The 18,682-nt window shown below is 43.0% G+C and carries 10 protein-coding genes; 3 read left to right on the forward strand and 7 right to left on the reverse strand.

What is annotated here, in order from left to right; translation table 11 throughout:
* Positions 1-262 precede the first annotated feature (262 nt).
* Positions 263-1,759, forward strand: coding sequence for an AAA family ATPase (locus PseudUWO310_RS02385; RefSeq protein WP_142598684.1), 1,497 nt, complete (start codon positions 263-265; stop codon positions 1,757-1,759).
* A 405-nt stretch (positions 1,760-2,164) separates the two neighbouring features.
* Here PseudUWO310_RS02385 and PseudUWO310_RS02390 read toward each other — a convergent pair whose 3' ends face one another.
* From PseudUWO310_RS02390 to PseudUWO310_RS02410, 5 genes are all read right to left on the reverse strand, one after another.
* Positions 2,165-8,341, reverse strand: coding sequence for a hypothetical protein (locus PseudUWO310_RS02390; RefSeq protein WP_190315878.1), 6,177 nt, complete (start codon positions 8,339-8,341; stop codon positions 2,165-2,167).
* 172 nt (positions 8,342-8,513) lie between these two features.
* On the reverse strand, positions 8,514-9,137 hold the full coding sequence (locus tag PseudUWO310_RS02395) for a hypothetical protein (protein ID WP_142598689.1): 624 nt from the start codon (positions 9,135-9,137) through the stop codon (positions 8,514-8,516).
* Between the two features lie 2 nt (positions 9,138-9,139).
* Complete coding sequence (locus PseudUWO310_RS02400; RefSeq protein ID WP_142598691.1) at positions 9,140-9,517, reverse strand: response regulator; 378 nt, start codon at positions 9,515-9,517, stop codon at positions 9,140-9,142.
* Between the two features lie 322 nt (positions 9,518-9,839).
* Positions 9,840-11,054: a response regulator gene (locus PseudUWO310_RS02405; protein WP_142598693.1), complete on the reverse strand. Its 1,215-nt coding sequence runs from the start codon at positions 11,052-11,054 to the stop codon at positions 9,840-9,842.
* Positions 11,055-11,238: 184 nt separating this feature from the next.
* Positions 11,239-12,450 (reverse strand): response regulator, encoded by a 1,212-nt coding sequence (locus PseudUWO310_RS02410; RefSeq protein ID WP_142598695.1) that lies wholly within the window; start codon positions 12,448-12,450, stop codon positions 11,239-11,241.
* A 95-nt stretch (positions 12,451-12,545) separates the two neighbouring features.
* Here PseudUWO310_RS02410 and PseudUWO310_RS02415 point away from each other — a divergent pair, with 95 nt between their 5' ends.
* Together PseudUWO310_RS02415 and PseudUWO310_RS02420 are read left to right on the forward strand one after the other, a co-directional pair.
* On the forward strand, positions 12,546-13,451 hold the full coding sequence (locus PseudUWO310_RS02415) for an alpha/beta fold hydrolase (protein WP_142598697.1): 906 nt from the start codon (positions 12,546-12,548) through the stop codon (positions 13,449-13,451).
* A 450-nt stretch (positions 13,452-13,901) separates the two neighbouring features.
* Positions 13,902-16,217 carry an NACHT C-terminal helical domain 2-containing protein gene (locus PseudUWO310_RS02420; protein WP_142598699.1) on the forward strand — a complete coding sequence of 772 codons (2,316 nt, stop codon included), beginning with the start codon at positions 13,902-13,904 and terminating at the stop codon, positions 16,215-16,217.
* A 166-nt stretch (positions 16,218-16,383) separates the two neighbouring features.
* Here PseudUWO310_RS02420 and PseudUWO310_RS02425 read toward each other — a convergent pair whose 3' ends face one another.
* On the reverse strand, positions 16,384-17,943 hold the full coding sequence (locus tag PseudUWO310_RS02425; protein WP_142598701.1) for an ATP-binding protein: 1,560 nt from the start codon (positions 17,941-17,943) through the stop codon (positions 16,384-16,386).
* A gap of 80 nt (positions 17,944-18,023) precedes the next feature.
* Positions 18,024-18,650 (reverse strand): hypothetical protein, encoded by a 627-nt coding sequence (locus PseudUWO310_RS02430; RefSeq protein WP_142598703.1) that lies wholly within the window; start codon positions 18,648-18,650, stop codon positions 18,024-18,026.
* Between the last annotated feature and the right edge of the window lie 32 nt (positions 18,651-18,682).

Below are 18,682 nucleotides of genomic sequence, written 5' to 3' on the forward strand. Positions count from 1 at the left end.
AGAGTTGCGGCGCGAAGCGCCGCAACTCTCTATTGGGTTTGATGTCTTGACTTAAGTGAATATAGCTATATAGCTACAGTCACTTGAATGAGGACAAATCAAACCCCAAGAATTGACTGGCGGCGCGAAGCGCTGCCAGTCAATTCTTGGGGTTTGATTTGGGGACAGCTATATATATCTGTCCCCACTAAAGAGTGGGAATTGTCAAGCATGATAGACAATAGAAATCAATAGTTTTATTAAAAGTATTGCCAAATTATTCATGAATTTTGAATCTGAATTAAATCTGACTCTCCGTGCCCGCTATCCCTTGATTTATATCCCTTCAGCAGAAGAAGAGCGAGTTGAGGGAGTAATTACCAATGTGGCAAAATCCTTAGGACGAAGTGTATTTGTCTGGGATTTTGTTGATGGATACCAGTCTAATCCCAATGACGCAGGAATGGGCAAACGCAATCCCCTTCAGGCTTTAGAGTTTGTTGATAAGATTCCTAAAGGGGCAGTATTTGTATTACGGGATTTCGATCGCTTTCTGGATGATGTGGCGATCGCCCGCAAACTCAAAAACCTCGCTCGTAGGCTCAAAAGTGAAGCCCAAAATATAGTTGTGATCGCTTCACAGCTTAATATTCCTGATAGTCTCAGTGAATTTTTTGCGATTTTAGAATTTCCACTTCCTAATCCTCAAGAATTAAGAATAGAGATCGAACAAATTGCGCGTTCGACAAATTCGAGCAATGGCGTAGATTTGTCAAAACAGGCAATTGATGATCTGGTGCGTGCTGGACAAGGACTTTCCCTAGAGCGGATTAGGCGTGTATTGGCAAAAGCGATCGCTGAAAATAATTGCTTGCGCCCTGAGGATGTAGATTTAATTCTTGAGGAAAAACGGCAAAGCATTCGCCAAACCCAAATTTTAGAATTTTATCCATCCACTACTGAAATTAGTGATATTGGTGGTTTAGATAATCTCAAGGAATGGTTATTACGTCGCGGTGGTGCATTTAGCGATCGCGCCCGTAAGTATGGCTTACCTCATCCAAGAGGGTTACTGCTGGCAGGCATTCAAGGTACGGGCAAATCCCTTACCGCCAAAGCAATTTCCCATCATTGGCATTTGCCCCTATTGCGCCTTGATGTCGGTCGGCTCTTTGCGGGACTCGTAGGTGAGAGCGAATCCCGTACTCGTCAAATGATTCAACTAGCCGAAGCCCTCTCTCCCTGCGTGCTATGGATCGATGAAATTGACAAAGCCTTTGCTGGAACCGATGGTAGAGGCGATTCGGGAACGACTAATCGTGTTTTTGGAACTTTCCTAACATGGATGGCAGAGAAGACTTCCCCAGTATTTGTGGTTGCTACCGCGAATAATATTCGTACTTTGCCGCCTGAACTACTGCGTAAAGGGCGATTTGACGAGGTTTTTTTTGTGGGGTTGCCCAGTCAAGAGGAGCGATCGCAGATTTTTGCCGTACATTTAAGCAAGTACCGTCCCCACAACACACGCGCCTATGATATCGATCGCCTTGCCTATGAAACCCCAGATTTCTCAGGAGCAGAAATCGAACAGGGGATCATCGAAGCAATGCATATTGGTTTTAGTCAAAATCGTGACTTTACAACCGATGATGTTCTGGAAGCGGCTAGTCAGATCGTACCTTTAGCCCAGACCGCACAACAGGAGATTCAAGTTCTTCAAGAATGGGCTGCCTCTGGGAAAGCCCGATTAGCTTCAAGACAGAATGTATTTAAGGGTTAAGCACCTATAGCAATAAGTATAGCTGCCGCCAGTTTTGTTAGGACAAAATCAAACCCCCAAAGAGAGTTGCCGCGCGGAGCGCGGCAACTCTCTTTGGGGGTTTATGTCCTGATACAGTTGGCGGCAGCTATACGTAGCTACAGGCCCTTGACTTAGGACAGATCAAACCCCAAGAATTGACTGGCGGCGCGAAGCGCCGCCAGTCAATTCGTCCACACTTGGCGACAGCTATAAGCTGCAAGCCACCACTCATATTTTGGGGATTTTTGACTGGAAATAGGTTTAGAATTTGCATCGCAAATTCTAAACCTAGGATATGGAATCGTCAGACTTAGGCAATTTTGACCCAATTTACCCAATTTCTTGATGGGATTCTTCAGAGAGTTTAGTAGGAGTTTTGGCAATCTAGGAATTAGCCTGTTTATTATTGCTCTCATCCTCAAACTCTTCAATACCCAACGCCCCCGACAGGAACTCATCAATTTCCGATCGCGCAGTCACTACCGAATCCTCAATGGGATCGCTAAGTGCAGACAAATCAAATATCGAATCATTTTCTGATTCATTACTTTCCTTCTGGGGTGGCAAGGGCTTAGAGGAGGGTATTTCTGGTGCTGACAATTCAGTTGGTGATAATGGATTTGGTAAATCCATAGATAGATCGACAGATAAATCGCTAAAATCCTCTTCAGTCTCATCCATGAGGCTATCGAGTAGGTTATCTGCAAATCCATAAATATCATCATCGGACGCATTAAGGGAAGGATCTTCTAGCGAAGGATATGTTTCTGACATATCTAAATTCCCGAATGCTTCATCACCGAAGGCTGAGCCTACAATCTTTTCATCCTCAGTAATTTCATTAAGCCAACTTTCAGAAATATCCTCAGAAATATCTTCAGAAATATCTAAAGATGGGACTGAAGTAGGTTCTGTAAAAATTGCATCTATTTCAAGACTATCTATCTCAGAGGGGCTGACTGAAGAGATTTCAACGGGTTGCCCTAAATCTTCGAGGGGATTTAGTATAAATTCTTCTTCTTCAACTTCTGGGGTTGCTGTCAGACTTCCAGAATCTAGGATGTCACTAAATTCAATTTGTTCGATATCAGATTCGAGACCTTCACTCAACATCTCGAAGGTTGCTTTATTCCCAGATATATCTGGGGTGTCGAGTATAGATTCATGTATGGTGTCATTGCTGCTTTCCGCCGACTCTTCATCTAAAAGAGCGTTAAATATAGAGGAAACATCTAATTCGGCTTCATCCATCAAGTCATCAACGGAATTTATAGATGTCTCTTCTATATCGAAGGAGTTTGCCAAATCAGCAAAGTCGTCGTTCGCAGTACTCGTATCACTCGCATCATCAGATAGATCAAAATTAAATACTTCATCTAGGGGATTTTCCCGTAAATCATCCTCACGATCAGAAGTAGATAGATTTTCAGGGATATATACTGGGGCAATTTCTGTTGGTATATCCGTTGGCAGATCGGTCAGGGTTGATATGTCATTACTGATAGTTTCATTTTGCCAGATTAGATCGGGATTTTCTTCGGGTGCTTCTTCTGCGGCAATATTCTCATACAGTGATGGGAAATCATCTGCTTCTTCTAGATCGAATATAAATGCATCTTGGACTGCCGATTCAGGCGCGATCTCAGGGCTAATCTCAGGGGCGATCGCCAATTCTGTGGAAAAATCGCGATCGGAATCCTGCCCGTTCATTGGATCGTTAGGTGTTTCAAACTCGTTTGGAGTAATTGTTTCCAGTGAGTTTGCGAGATTTGATGCTTCCATAGAGACATCAAAAGAAGCATCAGATAAATTTTCTAAATTTTCAACAGGGGTAACTTCGTTATCAAAGTCATTAGTTAGCAAACTATCACTAGTTAGCAAACTATCATCTAGATCAAAGGAGAAATCATCAGAAAGATCCTCAAATAACTCTGGTGAAGGTAACTCTTCTGGTCTATCTATGCCTGCCAAACTGTCTGCAAGCGTTGACTCTGCCTCAAAAGGCGTTTCTGGTTGCAAATCTGTAGATGCATCAAAAGATAGGTCAAAAGAAATATCTAAATCTTCACCATCGGCAATTGTGACAATATTTTCATTCAGAGAATTATCGAGATCTTCATCGTTGAGAATGACATCATCAAAGGCATGAGAAGAGGGTAAGCTCTCAGCTTCAGGTTGCCATGTTGTTTCAAGATCGTTGGCATAGGGATCTGGATTATCGATCTCTTGAGGAAGATCAAATTCCTGATCTAAGCTATCAAAGGCGATCGGCTCGCTTTCCTCAAATAATAAAGAAATGTTTGCTTCTACCTGTTCAGCAGATAAGCTCTGTGTTGATGGCTCTGGAATTTCTGATTCTGGAAATTCTGGTTCTGGAATTTCTAGCTCTGGAATTTCTGGTTCTAGGAGAACGAATTCATCATGAATTATTTCTCCATAGTCTAGAGATATGTCTTCCTCAGAAACTTCGTTGATTTCAAAGGAAAACTCTGTAGAGAATTCTGATGATTGCTGATCTGATATATCCGACATGTCAGATATATCAGGAAAAACTTCTGAATTTGCTAGCTCTGAGATATCCCCATCTTCCTGAAGAAGGAAATTATTTGTTTGACTGTCAAATAATTGATCGTCTAATTGATCGACTAATTGCTCACCTAATGGCTCCTCAAGGGGATTTAATGCTTCAGCAAAGGCTTCATTATCTAGAAGCGAGTTTGTATCAAAGAAATCTCCGTTTTCTGACAGGGTTGGATTACTTGATAGGGGGCTTTCTTCGAGATCGAAAGTAAATTCCCCTGAAAATTCATCATCTACGGATTCTTCTAGATAGATATCAGGAATTTGAGCTGGCGCATCCGTAAATAATTCCTGCGGAGCCATATCATCGGACTGTGCCAAATCTCCGAAATCTTCGCTAGAGAAGCGATCGGCTGGAGGGTTTGAGGAAGTATAAAGGGCTTCATCCAACGCTTTGTCAAAGGGCGATTCATCAAATGATATATCAAAGGTATCGCTGAAAGCTTCATTGTCAGGGCTTCCTAGAGACGCTTCTAAGGATTCATTGAACTCTTCGTTAGATGTGTAACTACTATAATCCGCAGAATCATTGAAGAGGAAATCATCAGATATGCTCTCGACATTCCCTTCCTCAAGATTGGGTAGGGCGTAGGTATTATCTGCGATCGCATAATTATCAAAACTATTATCAAAACTATCAGATGCTTCCAAATCTAATGCTTCTGAGCCAATCTGCTCCTCCATGGCGAAAGGATCGATATCTTGAATGTTGACTTCCTGAACTGAATTGCTATCAAAGAAAGGATTAGAATCATTTAAAGCTGATTCAATATCCATTTTGGGAATCTGGAAATCATCATCTTCTAGATCGGGAATTGAAAAATCGACAGAGGTTGGTAAATGTATATTTGCATCTTCCGCAAGAGGTGATGCAGTTCCAAAAGTGGTATTTTCCTCGAAGGAAAAAGTTGCCGATGCAATCTCTGGATCCCTAGCAGCATCAACGATTGCCGACTCATTAACACCTTGCATCGGATTTTTGAAAGTTGCCTCATCGCTATCGATTTCTAGCAGATCTTCATCAAGATCTTCATCAAGATTCTCATCTGCATCGTCTAGCGAAGCCCCTTCGTAAACCTCTTGCCTGAGATCGTCAAGTAGAGATTTTTCGATGATAGAGATATCGATTGCCTCTGGCTCCGAATTGTAGGAATTGTCACTATCAACGCTCATGAAAGCATTAGCAACTTCCTGTTCGGTGCTTTGGAATTCTTCGGTATCTACGAAATTGTCATTTTGTAGATCGACATTTTGTAGATCGACATTTTGCAAGCTGTCATTTCCTGAGTAGTCATTTTCTGAGTAGTCATTTTGCAAGAATGCCTCTGGTGCATCTTCGCTGTCGAGGCTAGGGTCGGCATCGATTTCTTCAGTAAATTCGGCTGTCGCATCTTGTCCATGCTGAGCGATGGTCACAGCTGCACCGACTGTCGCTGCGACTGTGGCGATCGCAGCAGGTACAGCCAGACCCATACCTAAGCCACGATTGTTAGCTTGTTCCGAGGTATCGAAAGAACTCAGCAAACTATTAGTTGGGGTCTCATCGGGATCGATATCAGTAGATCGAGAAGTTGGGTGAATATTGGCGCTAGGTACGATGGGAGTATTCGGAATTGCCGTAACCGAATCGGGTAAACGGAAAAATTGAATGCCTTGTAGTAACTGTTGGGCTTGATTTCCCATCGATTCGGCCTGTTGTCTTGCCGCTCTGGTGAGATTGGCAGTGCGATCGGCTAATTGGGCGATTTCACTGATATAACTAGCGGTGGAACCTGCGGCATTGGTGATTTCCGTACTGGAAGCGGTGATAGTTTGTCCGATTTGGACAACTTCCTCAGTCGCCAATTGAATGCTATTAAAGGCCGATTGCGAAGCTTCAACACCTGAGGTAAAACCTGCAACCAACCCACTCAAATTCTGCACTTCAGTATCGATCGCCGTTACAACAGTCTGGATTTGAGAAGTACGTTGTTGCAGAATGGTCAAACCATCGTTGGTTTGTGTCGCCAGATCGTTAACCTGTCCTGCAATTGATTCAAATTCACGCGCCACACTCGCGAATTGTTTGGGATCTTTTTGTTCCGCAGCACGAGCCGCAACAAGGGTCGCATTCAGCGCCAAAACTTGGGTTAATGAAGCGATTTGCCCCTGATCCTGCACAAACTGTTCGGCTAGACCCACAAATTCGCCCAAGGTTTTCATCCTTTGGACGATTTGGGCTGAACCTGTCTGCAAGACGCTAATACTATCGGTTAGGGTGTTAATCGAGATTTGTCCAGAGGCAACCGTATCGCGGACTTCTTGGAGCGACTGGTTTGCAACGCTAACCTGTGCTGCCGATCGCTCGGCAATAGCAGCTACTTGCTCGGTGAGCGCCTGACCTTGGGTAACAGACTGGGCTTGCTCGGCGGTATTTAACACCACTGTGCGTGCTAGTTCTTCGAGATCGGAGGCTCCTTGAGCGACCTGTTGCGCTGTACCTAATACGCTAGAGATAATCTCTACAAGTTTTTCGCGCAAACGGTTGAGAGTATCGGCTACCAGCCCCGTAGCGCGATCATTTACTTGGGCTTCAATGGTGAGATCTCCCTCTTCCATCGAGGATACAACATCTAATAAATCCCCAACTTCCGCTTCCATCAATTCCGTTTCCGCAAGATTTTGCTGAACCTGAGCAGATGTCGTAATGTCATCGATTGACGAGGTTTGGCTTAATTCGCTACGCAGGCGGATCTCATTGGTTCTTACCTGTTGAAAAGTACTTTTCAGGGATAATCCAAGACGGTCGATTTCATCCTTAGCATTTTCATTCTTAGCATTTTCATTGACAACGGAATTTCCCTGCTGGCTTAAAAAACGATCGCATTCTTCCGTAAGTGGTTGAAGCCGTTTTTTCAGAGAATTAACAAATCCTAATATGGCGATCGCTAAGATCGCACTGATCCCCACCGCAGCCCCACCGACTAAAACTACGAGCCTATGGGTGATTTCTGTCTCTGGCAATTGTGCTGCAACTAGCAAATCGCTACCTTCGATTTTGCGGTATGCCCAGAGATACCCATCAGTTTGAGCAATTCCTGAGGGTTTGGTTTTGGCTTGTTGGGCTAGACTAGCTAGAGCTTGGGTAATGGCAGGATTTTGGGTTTGGGTCACCTGAAACTGCGTGGAACCCGTGATCACATTGCCACTGCTATTAGCAACGACAAACCCAATTTTTCCTTCACTGTTAAGTTCTGGCGATGAAGCAGTATCACTTAAGGACAAGAGATCGCTGGCGATCGCATCAGTAGTGACAATTCCTAAAACTTTTTGACCGTCACCGATGGGAACGCTATAGCTGATGATGGTTTTACCCAAAGCTGCATAGGGTTGAGCCCAAGTTGCCTTCCCCTTGAGGGTTTCTTGATAAAAGGGCAATTTGGGGATGTCAGGGCGATCGCCTGCCAATAGTTTTTCATTGGGGGCAGCCAGTTTTTGACCCGCTTCAGTCTTAAAGCCAGACTGTTCTTTCCATACATAGGGGACAAGCGGCTTGGCTGGAGGAAATAATAAAGCCCCATTGGAGGAAATCCCTATGCCAGATACTGAGGTTGTATTTTGGACACCATCAATCATTAGTTTCTGGTAGTCAACAGCTTTGGGCTTGGGCTGTTGTAGCGATAGGGTTTTGGCGTTACTGGCAACCCCTTCGGCTACCTGCCGCAAATCCTTGACCTTCGCTTCAAGTTTGCGCGTCTGTGCGTCTGCGGATAGGTCAACTTCGCGGCGAGCGCTACTGAGTAATTCTTGATAAAACAAATATCCTAGACCGCCCAAGCCAATCAAGGATGCCCCAATCGCGATTAGCAGCAAGCCCAGCCCCATTGAGCCTTTAGTCTTGGGCTTGGGTGCTTTCGGCGACTTAGGCGATCGCTGCTTTGCCGCAGCTCGATCTCTCGTTGCTACAGAAGTCGCTCGTTTGTCTTTAGATGTGCTTGCCATATGCATTCGCTATAGGGAAAGGATTCAGATATTTTTGTGAGAATCATCCTACACCATACTTGCCCCAATCATGAAGCTCAAAGGTTAAGTCTCAAAACGCTTGATTTACTTCACTTGATTTACTTCACTTGATTTACTTCATTTTACGAAGGCAAATAATGAAGGCAAATAATTAACTGGAAAGCTGCCAACGTTGTGGTTGCCAAATATGAGTAGGAATACTAGATAGGATAATTTCAATGGGAGTATACTCGTTCTCCTTGATATTCGCTACTGTTTGGTCTATTTTTTTTGGAGGACTCGTAACAGAAAGCGGTGCAAGGTCATTGCTGGCGGTTGATAGAGCCGCCATCTCCTGAGGACTGATCGTTACTAATTCAGGATACTCATCAATCGGAAGACTGCCAACGACCCGATCCACAATTACGCCTACTCCATTAAGGTTGTGGTCGCCCAAATTGTCGGCAATCTTACTGAGCTTAATCACTGTTAAGGATTCGGTGAGCAAAGTCCTTTGCTCGCCTATTAGCAAACGCAACAGTAGTAAGGGCATGACATGAGCCTGATGATGGGTTATGCCGATAATCGCTGCTTCGTAAAAGGGCAAAGCTAAAATAGCGTTGCGGTCAAGAATGATAATTTCCGATACCAACACATCGGGAAATGTCACAACGCGATCGCCGACCCTCGCCACAATATATCGATTACTGGGCTTAATCAGGTGCGATCGATCCAGAGAACCATTTGCTGTTTCTTGACCGTTGACGAAGCTATTGATGCGGCTCATCTCAAGCATATTTATCTCACGCGTTGGGGCAATTTCTTCAGAACCTCCGTTAAGGACTCACGGCTGACGGGTTTGGGCAGGTAGTCATTAGCTTTAGCTCGCTTTAAACCATAGTCAATTTCTAGTTTTGTGCTCTTGGTTGAGCAAAGGATTACGTACTGATCGGCAACTTGAGGATGCGATCGCAGTTCCCGCAAAAACTTGTAACCATCCTGCTCGGGGAGAACGATGTCCAAGAAAATTGCCGCATAGGAATTGCTGATGATTTTATCTATAGCACCTATAGTTGATTCACAAAAATCTACAGCATGACCCAAATCATTTAAAAAGGATGTTAACAAATGTCTCTGAATTGCTGAATCATCAATTATCAAAAAATGCTCGCTCATATTTTTACCCTAAACTTTGTCCTGATGAAATTATGATTAATTGAACGTGAACGGAAACCTAAATAAATTAGATTTTTTCGATCTAATTTTCGATCTAATTCTTGATCTAGTTTCGATCTAATCTCGATCTGATTATGATCTAATAAGATCGTTAGATCCTTGTACGTCTTTGGATTTGTATGCCTGTTATTACAAAGTTGCCCAAAAACTCCTAGCTAGTAAACATAATGCCTATATTTATCTCTGGAGGGTTTAATGAATATAAAATCATTGTTTCTCCATGATTATTGAAAGAGTCTTTAACTGCGAATACAAATAGTTTTTAGACCAATGTATCTGTTGATAAAGGAGCTAGTTCTCTCAATAAATTACGCAATTCGTCGCGAAATTTTGGTGTATCTGACGACGATCTTGGTTTGGCAAGAAACCGACAGTTTGCCCATCTCGCCCTAAAATTATTAGTCATACTATTCTCGGCGGTAACAAGTACTAGCGACAATGTGGCTAGATCCCTTTGACGACGAATTTGCTTAATTAAATCAAAGCCATTCAGACTTGGCATATTGATATCAATAAACACAATAGTTGGCTTATATTCTAAGATCCGATCGGTTGCCGCTTCGGCATCATCGGTAAAATCGACCTGATATCCCCACCCCGTAAGCAAGCGTTGCATTTGTTGTAATAATACAGGCGAATCATCAACGATAAAAACCCTTGGCTCATCTTTAGTAACCGTTGGGGTAGTTACTTGGGGGCGAGCGCCGAGATCGCTATCGGATTTACGTTCCTGTAGTTGCACAATTGACACAATATTTTTCTGAGCTAGTTTATCCAACAGTAGAGCAGTTCGATAAATCGGCTGTTTAAAAGTATCTGCGATCGCACAAATGCGATCTTGCCCCGTTGTTACCTTGGCGAAAAGCGGAAAATTGTCATTCCCCACCCTTGCCAGTAAATTAGCCGCATCAACTAGTTGAACTAATTGAAAAGGATGTTTTACACAGTCAAACTTCTGCCATTGGCGAACCTCATTGGCAATGGTATTCTCCAGCACCGATAGTTGCCAAATTGGTAGGTTAACTTGTAGTTCATTAGCTGGACTCCAGACAAACGAAAAACTATCCTCTAGGTGTAATGACAAAAAATTTTCTAAGATGATTTCTCTTAAAACCTCTTTGGTCACCTCAGGATACTTTTTATAGACATTATTCACAAAAGGGAAACAATAAGGTCGGTTATTTTGCCGTTGCTCCCATTCAGGAATACGTGAAAAGTTAATCCCCTTACTGTTGTATTTACGAACTAATGTCGGGATGACCTGACCTTCTTCCTCAGCTAATACTAATCCTCCACCCGTAAGCAATAATTTCCATCGATGATATTTCGTTTCTACGCGGATTACTCCCGTAGAACGACTCATGACGCGCATAGCTGCTAGTAGGATATGTAATGTGGCATTCCTCACTACCTGTCCGTCCGTCAAGTTGTTAGACACTAGGTCTGAATTAGGCAAGGAACCTGTCATAGCAATCATGTTTTTTGACTGGGAGGCACTTGGACAGAAAGAATATTACAAATATTACAAAAAAACGGATTACTTCATTATAGATCGTAGCAACTAGCCATAAATTCAATAGGTTGTCTCAGATACATTATCCCATATTGTAATCAGTCGCGGATGTAGTAGTCTGTCAGCATTTTCACTTAGGTGAAGGCTATTACACGATAAAATCTTGTAAAATTGATTTAACTTGCTCACGAAATTCGGGAATGTCATTGGATGAACGTGGTTTGCTGAGAAAGCGACAGTTTGCCCATTTGGCGCGAAAGTTGTTGGTAATGGTATTTTCGGATGTGACTAAAACTAGGGGCATCGTGGCTAAGGAGGGTTGACGGCGAATTTGTTTGATCAGTTCAAATCCGTTTAAATTTGGCATATTAATATCCATAAACACAATATCGGGCTTGTCTGACAATATTTGTTGCGTTGCCTTGGCAGAGTCACTGACTAAGATCAGATGGTAGCCCCAGCTTGTTAGTAAGTTGCCAAATTGCTTAAGGAGAACGGGGGAATCATCAACGATCATCACCCTGAGTCGTGATTCGGCTTCTTTATTTTCCTCAAGGTTCAGGCTGGCTTCTGCCGATCTCAAGGGCAAGGGTAATATAGCGACGGTGCGATTTTCCGCAAGTTTATCGAGTTTCAGCGCTGTACGAGTGATATGTTGTTGAAAGCGATCGGCAATTTCGGTAATCCGACATTTACCATTGGTCACCTGAGTGAATAGGGGGACTTGGGCGATTTTGCATTCGGTATCTAGGATCTGTACGGTTTGGTAAGGATGGCGAACGTGGTTAAAGGTCTGCCATTGATCGATAACCTTAGCGATCGCTTTTTCCAGATCGGGTAATTGCCAGATTGGCAGAATTATTTGGCGATCGAGATTTAAGGGTTGCCATTGTAGCGAAAACTTTTTTTCTAAAGAGATCGCTAACAGGTTTTCTAAGAGGATTTCTTTAAAAATTACTAGGCAGTTTTCTCGATCTTGGGCATAGATTTTACCTAGCCATTGGTATGTCTCAAGCCCACTCATCGCCTTTTTACTCAGACTCCGTAAAAAATCTGGGGGAATCTGAATTTTTTGGATTTTCAGTTTACGAGTTATGGTGGACAAAAAATCGCTTTTATCCTCGATAAACGCGATACTGCCGCTATGAATAAAGATTTCCCAACTTAGGTGAGGCGTGTCAAGCTTCACAATCCCTGTATGGCTCATGAGCGTTTTGAGTGTGATCATTACATGGGAAAGGGATAGGTTTTGGATGATTTCCCCAACAGGGACAGGCTGAATCGATTGTTCAATTGGCTGATTGACGCTTCTTTCTGTCGGAAGATTGGAAGCGCCGTTCTCTTGTGAAGTCTGCGTCATTGTCAAGTTAAGGTTAAATAAGACTTGATGTATTGCCAGTTTGATGCTGATTTGATTCTGATTTAGTTTTGATTTGGTTCTAAGATTTGATTCTTATGATTAGCGATCGCAGATTAAAGGTTTTATGCCTGCACGGACACCCCGGAAATAGTAAAGCAATGCAGATATTTGTCCAGCATTTTCAGGAACAAGGGATTACAGCGATCGCCCCTGACTTGCGTGGCTATGGAAATTGTAAAGCAATTGCGCCCTTCGCAATGTTAGATCACATACAGGATCTTGCGAATTTGTTAGAAGAGGATCTGTTAGCGCATCAGCATCGTTCATTAAATGGTTCGTTAGACGATCTGTCAGAGCCAGAATATTTGCCAGAATATTTGCCAGAATATTTGATCTTGGGATGGTCGCTCGGTGGAATTTTGGCAATTGAGTTAGCATTGCGGATGATTGAGTTACGGAATTCATCGGGGGAAAACCCTAAACAAGCGATACCCAAAATTGTCGGATTGGTTTTAATTGCCACTGCGGCTAAGCCCTATAGCAATTTGCCCAAGGTTGCTTGGTGGGAATATATGAATTTAGCGATCTCGGTAGCTTTGCATTGGATTGCGCCTCGCTACCATCGGTGTGTTTCATGGTTCGGCAAGCGATCCTTAATCAAATATTTAATTCAACAGCATAGTCCCTCAGCCTATGCGCGGATTTCCCGTGATGGGGCAAGAGCCTATCTCCAGACATCTGGCTATGCGCAAAGGGCGTTAATGCAAGCCTTGAGGCAGGGATATGATCGCACGGGCGATTTAGCCAAAATTCATATTCCCTGCTTGGCGATCGCCGCCGAACAGGATCGCCATATCACCGCCGCATCGACAGCCGAAACTGCAAAACTATTACCGCATTGTGAATTTATTTGTTATCCCAATACAGCCCATCTTCTGCCTTGGGAAATTAGCGATCGCTTAATGGCGGATATTGATGCTTGGTGCGATCGGCATCTATAGCTACAGTCATACCAAATCACAAAATGGCTACGCCATTTTGTGATTTTAAAACCCTTACTGGGTTTAGTTTTCAATTCCCAAAAGTGTAGCCACACTTTTGGGAATTGGTATCACTTGACTGAGGACAAATCAAACCCCAAGAATTGAGTGGCGGCGCTTCGCGCCGCCACTCAATTCTTGGGGTTTATGTCCTATTAGACTTGGCGACAGCTATAAGTAGCTAGGCATAATTAATTACAAACTAAAACCCGTAAAGTTGCGCCCCGTAGGGGGGCAACTTTACGGGTTTTGGTAATTTATTTTGCACAAGCAGTTACAGCTATTGGCGATCGCTAGTCATGTTAAGATAAAGTCAAGACCGAAAAGAGAGATGCGACGCGAAGCGTCGCACCTCTCTTTTCGGTTTTATGATAATTTAAATGTATCGGTTGGCTAAAACATCTATAACCTATGTTCCCCCAAAAATTTCTGACGAGAATGGCTCAAATCCATCAGCTTTCTGTCGATCAGGAAAGTGTGTTCCTATTGCGATTTGGCGAAAATCGTGAGGATCGGGAAGTTGCGAGCTTCTTGGGGATTTCGGAAGAAGCTTATCGCAAACGGATGGGGGAGATCTATCGCAAGTTTGATATCAGTGGCAAAGGACCTGGCAAAAATAATCGTCTCTTACATATTTTACAAAACTACCTTGAGGCGGAAACAAATAAGCTCAACGAGCAGAGTTTGGCAATTTCTAATCAATCTTTGACTGGACAAGGGGGGGCGGGCTCGGATATTAATTTAGACATTAATATTGACGAACTTGTAGAGCAAATGCGCTACCGCAGTCGGCAAATTATCCAAGAGCGCTGCGCGACTATGCGAGTTCTCGACATGTCCCATCCGATTGACCTTGAAAATATTTACACGGGAACGGATGTCTTAGAAAAGATTACGAGCCGTCGTCGTTTGGGAATTGCGGATTTACTTGCCACCTATCATGGGCGCGATCGCATTGAAATGGGAATTATTAATGAAGATCGGGTGTCGAGTATGGAGGCTCTGACTCGATATGGCAAGCTAATGCTGTTGGGAAAACCAGGGGCGGGCAAAACCACATTATTGAAATATACGGCGCTGAAATGTTCGCAGGGCAATATTTTTAGTGAATTAGTTCCAATTTTTGTAACTTTACGTCAGTATGCAGGTGCGGAATCTCAGCCGAGGTTAATAGAATATATTATTCAAGACTTTCAGTCGTCAAATATTAGTGACAGCACCACGGTTAAACACCTGTTACAGCAAGGTCGGGCAATATTATTTTTAGATGGACTAGATGAAGTTCGCGAAGATGATTTGCATCGCGTCCTTGAAGATTTGCGAAGCTTTTCCGAACAGTACTATACCAATCGTTTTGTGATTACTAGTCGTTTGGGAGCGCAGGAATATGTATTTGAGAAGTTTACCGAAGTGGAGGTTGCCAACTTTCAACCGCTCCAGATTTCTCAATTTGCTCAGCGTTGGTTTCATGGGAATTCTCGACATATTGAGCTTTTCTTGCGAAAAGTCGAAGAAAATCGTCCAATTCAAGAACTAGCTACCAATCCCTTACTGCTGACATTGTTATGTTTAGTATTTGATGAATTTGGCGATTTCCCAACTAACCGTTCTGAACTTTATCGCGAAGGACTGGATGTTCTACTCAAGAAATGGGATGCTAAGCGCAATATCGAACGCCACCAAATTTATAAAAATCTATCGATGCAACGTAAAGAAGATCTATTGGCTCAAGTGGCTTGTACGACCTTTAATCAGGGAGATTACTTCTTTCGGCAGGTCGATCTAGAACGCTATATCACTGATTATATTCGCAATTTACCGAAAGCCCATACTAATGAGGATGCTTTACAGTTGGATAGTGAAGCGATTATTAAGGCAATCGAATCGCAACATGGATTATTTGTGGAACGGGCTAAAGGCATTTATTCCTTTTCCCATCTAACGTTTCAGGAATATTTAGCAGCGAGAGAACTGGTCTACAATGGCAATCCTGAAACGTTAACATTGCTTGCCAGTAAAATCACCGATCACCGTTGGCAGGATGTTTTGCGCCTTGCGGTGAGTATGATGCGCTCAGCCGATGAATTATTACAGCTCATGAAGGACTATTGCGATCGCCTATTAGTTGGCGATCGGCAGTTGCAAAGCTTGTTGCAGTGGGTGAAACAGAAGGCGGAATCCGTCCAAGTGCCCGATCGCATTCAGTCAGTCCGCGCTTTCTATCTAACCCTTGGTCGAGCGATCGCCCAGAGCGCTCCCTTAAACCTAGCAAATGTATTGGCAAGAACCCTCGTCCTCGATCTCGACCTCTGCCAAAATCGCAATCTGAATGTCGATTTAGCTTTCGATCTCGCTCGCGCACTAGAAACTAAACAAGATGAAGAACTGGGACTCGATCTCGAACTAGATCTAAGCCTTGCTTTGGAATATGCCCAAGAGATGAAAGATTCCCATTTAGCCGATGCTTTAACAGAACTGATCGCCACTTGTCCCGATGATGCTGATAGTGATATTAAATGGCAATATTGGGCAAATAACCTGCGTCAACAAGCCATCAATCATCGAAATATCGGTCAAATTTGGGATTTTACTCCTCAACAGCTCGAGCACTTACGGCAATACTGCAATGCTAATCGCCTTTTAGTGGAATGTCTTGAAAGTGATTGCTATGTTCGTCAGCCAGTTCGACAGGCGATCGAGCAAAGCCTGCTATTACCCAATCCATGAACTGCTATAGCTGCCGCCAGTTTTGTTAGGACAAAATTAAAACCCCAAAGAGAGTTGCCGCGCTCCGCGCGGCAACTCTCTTTGGGGTTTTATGTCCTGATCCAGTTGGCGGTAGCTATAAATAGGAAAGGATGGGTGGTGCTTCTCGCCGCCTATCCTTTCCAGATCACTGCCCAATTTGGGAACCTATACCCACATGAATCACAAAATAGAATGTGGCTCCCTGTGTCACTAAACTTGACTTCCAATTGGCAGGAGGATCGCCTCCTACTTTCCCAAAACTCTCAACCCAGATTGTCCCTCCCATTAGCCCCACCAAACGTTTGCTAATCGCCAAACCTAAACCCGTACCACCATACCTACGACTAATCGAGGTATCTGCTTGGGTAAAGGCTTGAAATAAGCTGACAATATGCTCCCCAGTAATTCCTATGCCTGAATCCGTTACTGCAAATTGAAGGGCATATTGATCGTTCTCAGGTAAGGAACTTCCATGCACTGTAACTGATACATTCCCTTGAGGTGTAAATTTGATCGCATTCCCTACGATGTTAATCAGAATTTGTCTCAATCGAGAGCTATCGCCAATGACTTGATAAGGCACATCGGGGTGAATCGTATGCTGTAAGTCAATCCCTTTATCCCTAGCTTGTCCCCTTAGCAAACTATTAACTGAACTAATAATCTCTTCTAAAATATAGGCTCTTTTTTCTATTTTCAGCATTCCCGATTCAATCTTAGAAAAATCGAGAATATCATTAATAATCGTTAATAAGACATCTCCACTTTCCAGAATCGTTTGTACGAATTCCTCCTGTTCTTCCGTAAGTTCCGTAGTCGCCAACAACTGAGCCATGACCAAAACTCCATTCATTGGTGTGCGAATCTCATGACTCATATTCGCGAGAAATTCGCTTTTAGCTTTGGTAGCTGCTTCAGCCGCTTCTTTTGCTTTGGCAAGGGCTATTTCCGATAGCTTCCGTTCTGTAATATCCCTTGAAATTTGAATAACAGTATCATCAGATATGGGAGAAATATTGGATGCAAACCATACTTCTCTACCGTCAATATCTAGACTGTAGTCACAATTGATAATTTGTTTAGATGCTAAGGCTTTTTGAATTGTGCTTAAAAGAATATTTGCGACATTCTCTGGCAGTTCTTCATAGATTGATTTACTCAGAACTTGCTCGCGAGTCCCTTTTAAGTTGACATTTTTGGTAGTGGCGATCTTAAGGCAGCGTCCTTCGGCATTACGGACTAGTACCACATCGGTCATGGCACTCAGCAAGGTACTCTGCTCCATATAAGCCTCTTTAAGTTTGGCTTGACTATCTCTCAAGTCATCTTCGATCTTTTGGCGATTCTCAAGATTATGAGGTAAGGTGGGACAATCTGGTAAAGAGTTTTTCTTGGCTATATTCAGTTGTAAATATGGGCGGATAATTTTAACTATTACAAAGACTAGCCCTACGGATATCAATAAATTTAGCCCTAAATTCAGCCCCAAAAATAAAACGATGGGGTTATTTAGTAAATTATTTGGTGAATTATTTAGGGGATTACTATTTTGCAGGAGCTTTACGGCTTCTCCGCTATTACCAAAAAACAAATAACTACTAACGATCGATAGCCCAATTAATTGCCAAACAAACGGTATCAGCAGCAACCAATAGATGGATATTTTACTTGCAAAAAATCGTTTGGGTAAGTCTTGAGAAGACATCTAAATCTGTAGTTGATAAAATAGGTTTAAAAATCATTATTTAGTCACGATTATCTTAGCAGTGCATTGCCAAGTAATCATTAAGATGGACGCACAAACCACAAACTCCGCTTACCATCGTGGGAAATACAGTCAAGAATAAAGTCTTTGATCCTAATCGGTAATCGCCCAGTCCTACGCGATCGCCTTAGGCTACTAGGTGAACATTCCAAAATTTTCGCAATTTCGGCGGTTGTCCATAGGCGCGTAAATAGGTCTTCGGGTAGTGCTGAAATGCTCTGGGCTAGTTCTTTCCAAGCCTGAACGTAAATTTCAGTTGCTTCGGTATGCTGAACGACTGTTTCACTACTACTGACATTATCTATATCTATCTCTACTAGGGCTGGAGGGCGCGGATCCAATTCCCCAAAGATATCGGTATCAATATAGACTTTGACATTAAAAATATCATCCCAATTTTTAATAAAGTCATCATCGCTCTCATCTTCTGAATCATCCGTATAGCTTGGCAGCGCTAGACTTTTTGATAAGGGAATATCTTCGTATTTTTTGGCAAGTGAAATTAGTTTTGCCAAAGAATCTAATATATTTTGCTGGTTATGGTGTTTATAGAGATAAATAATCTCTTGGATGGGGAGTACCAGCTCTTTTGGTACGGCTAACATCTCAGTATTTGACTGATGTGTTGGTTGAGAAGGATCGACCACAGGAAAAACCCAAGTAAAATTACTGTGGAACT

This window comes from Pseudanabaena sp. UWO310, assembly GCF_006861605.1.
GTDB lineage: Bacteria > Cyanobacteriota > Cyanobacteriia > Pseudanabaenales > Pseudanabaenaceae > Pseudanabaena.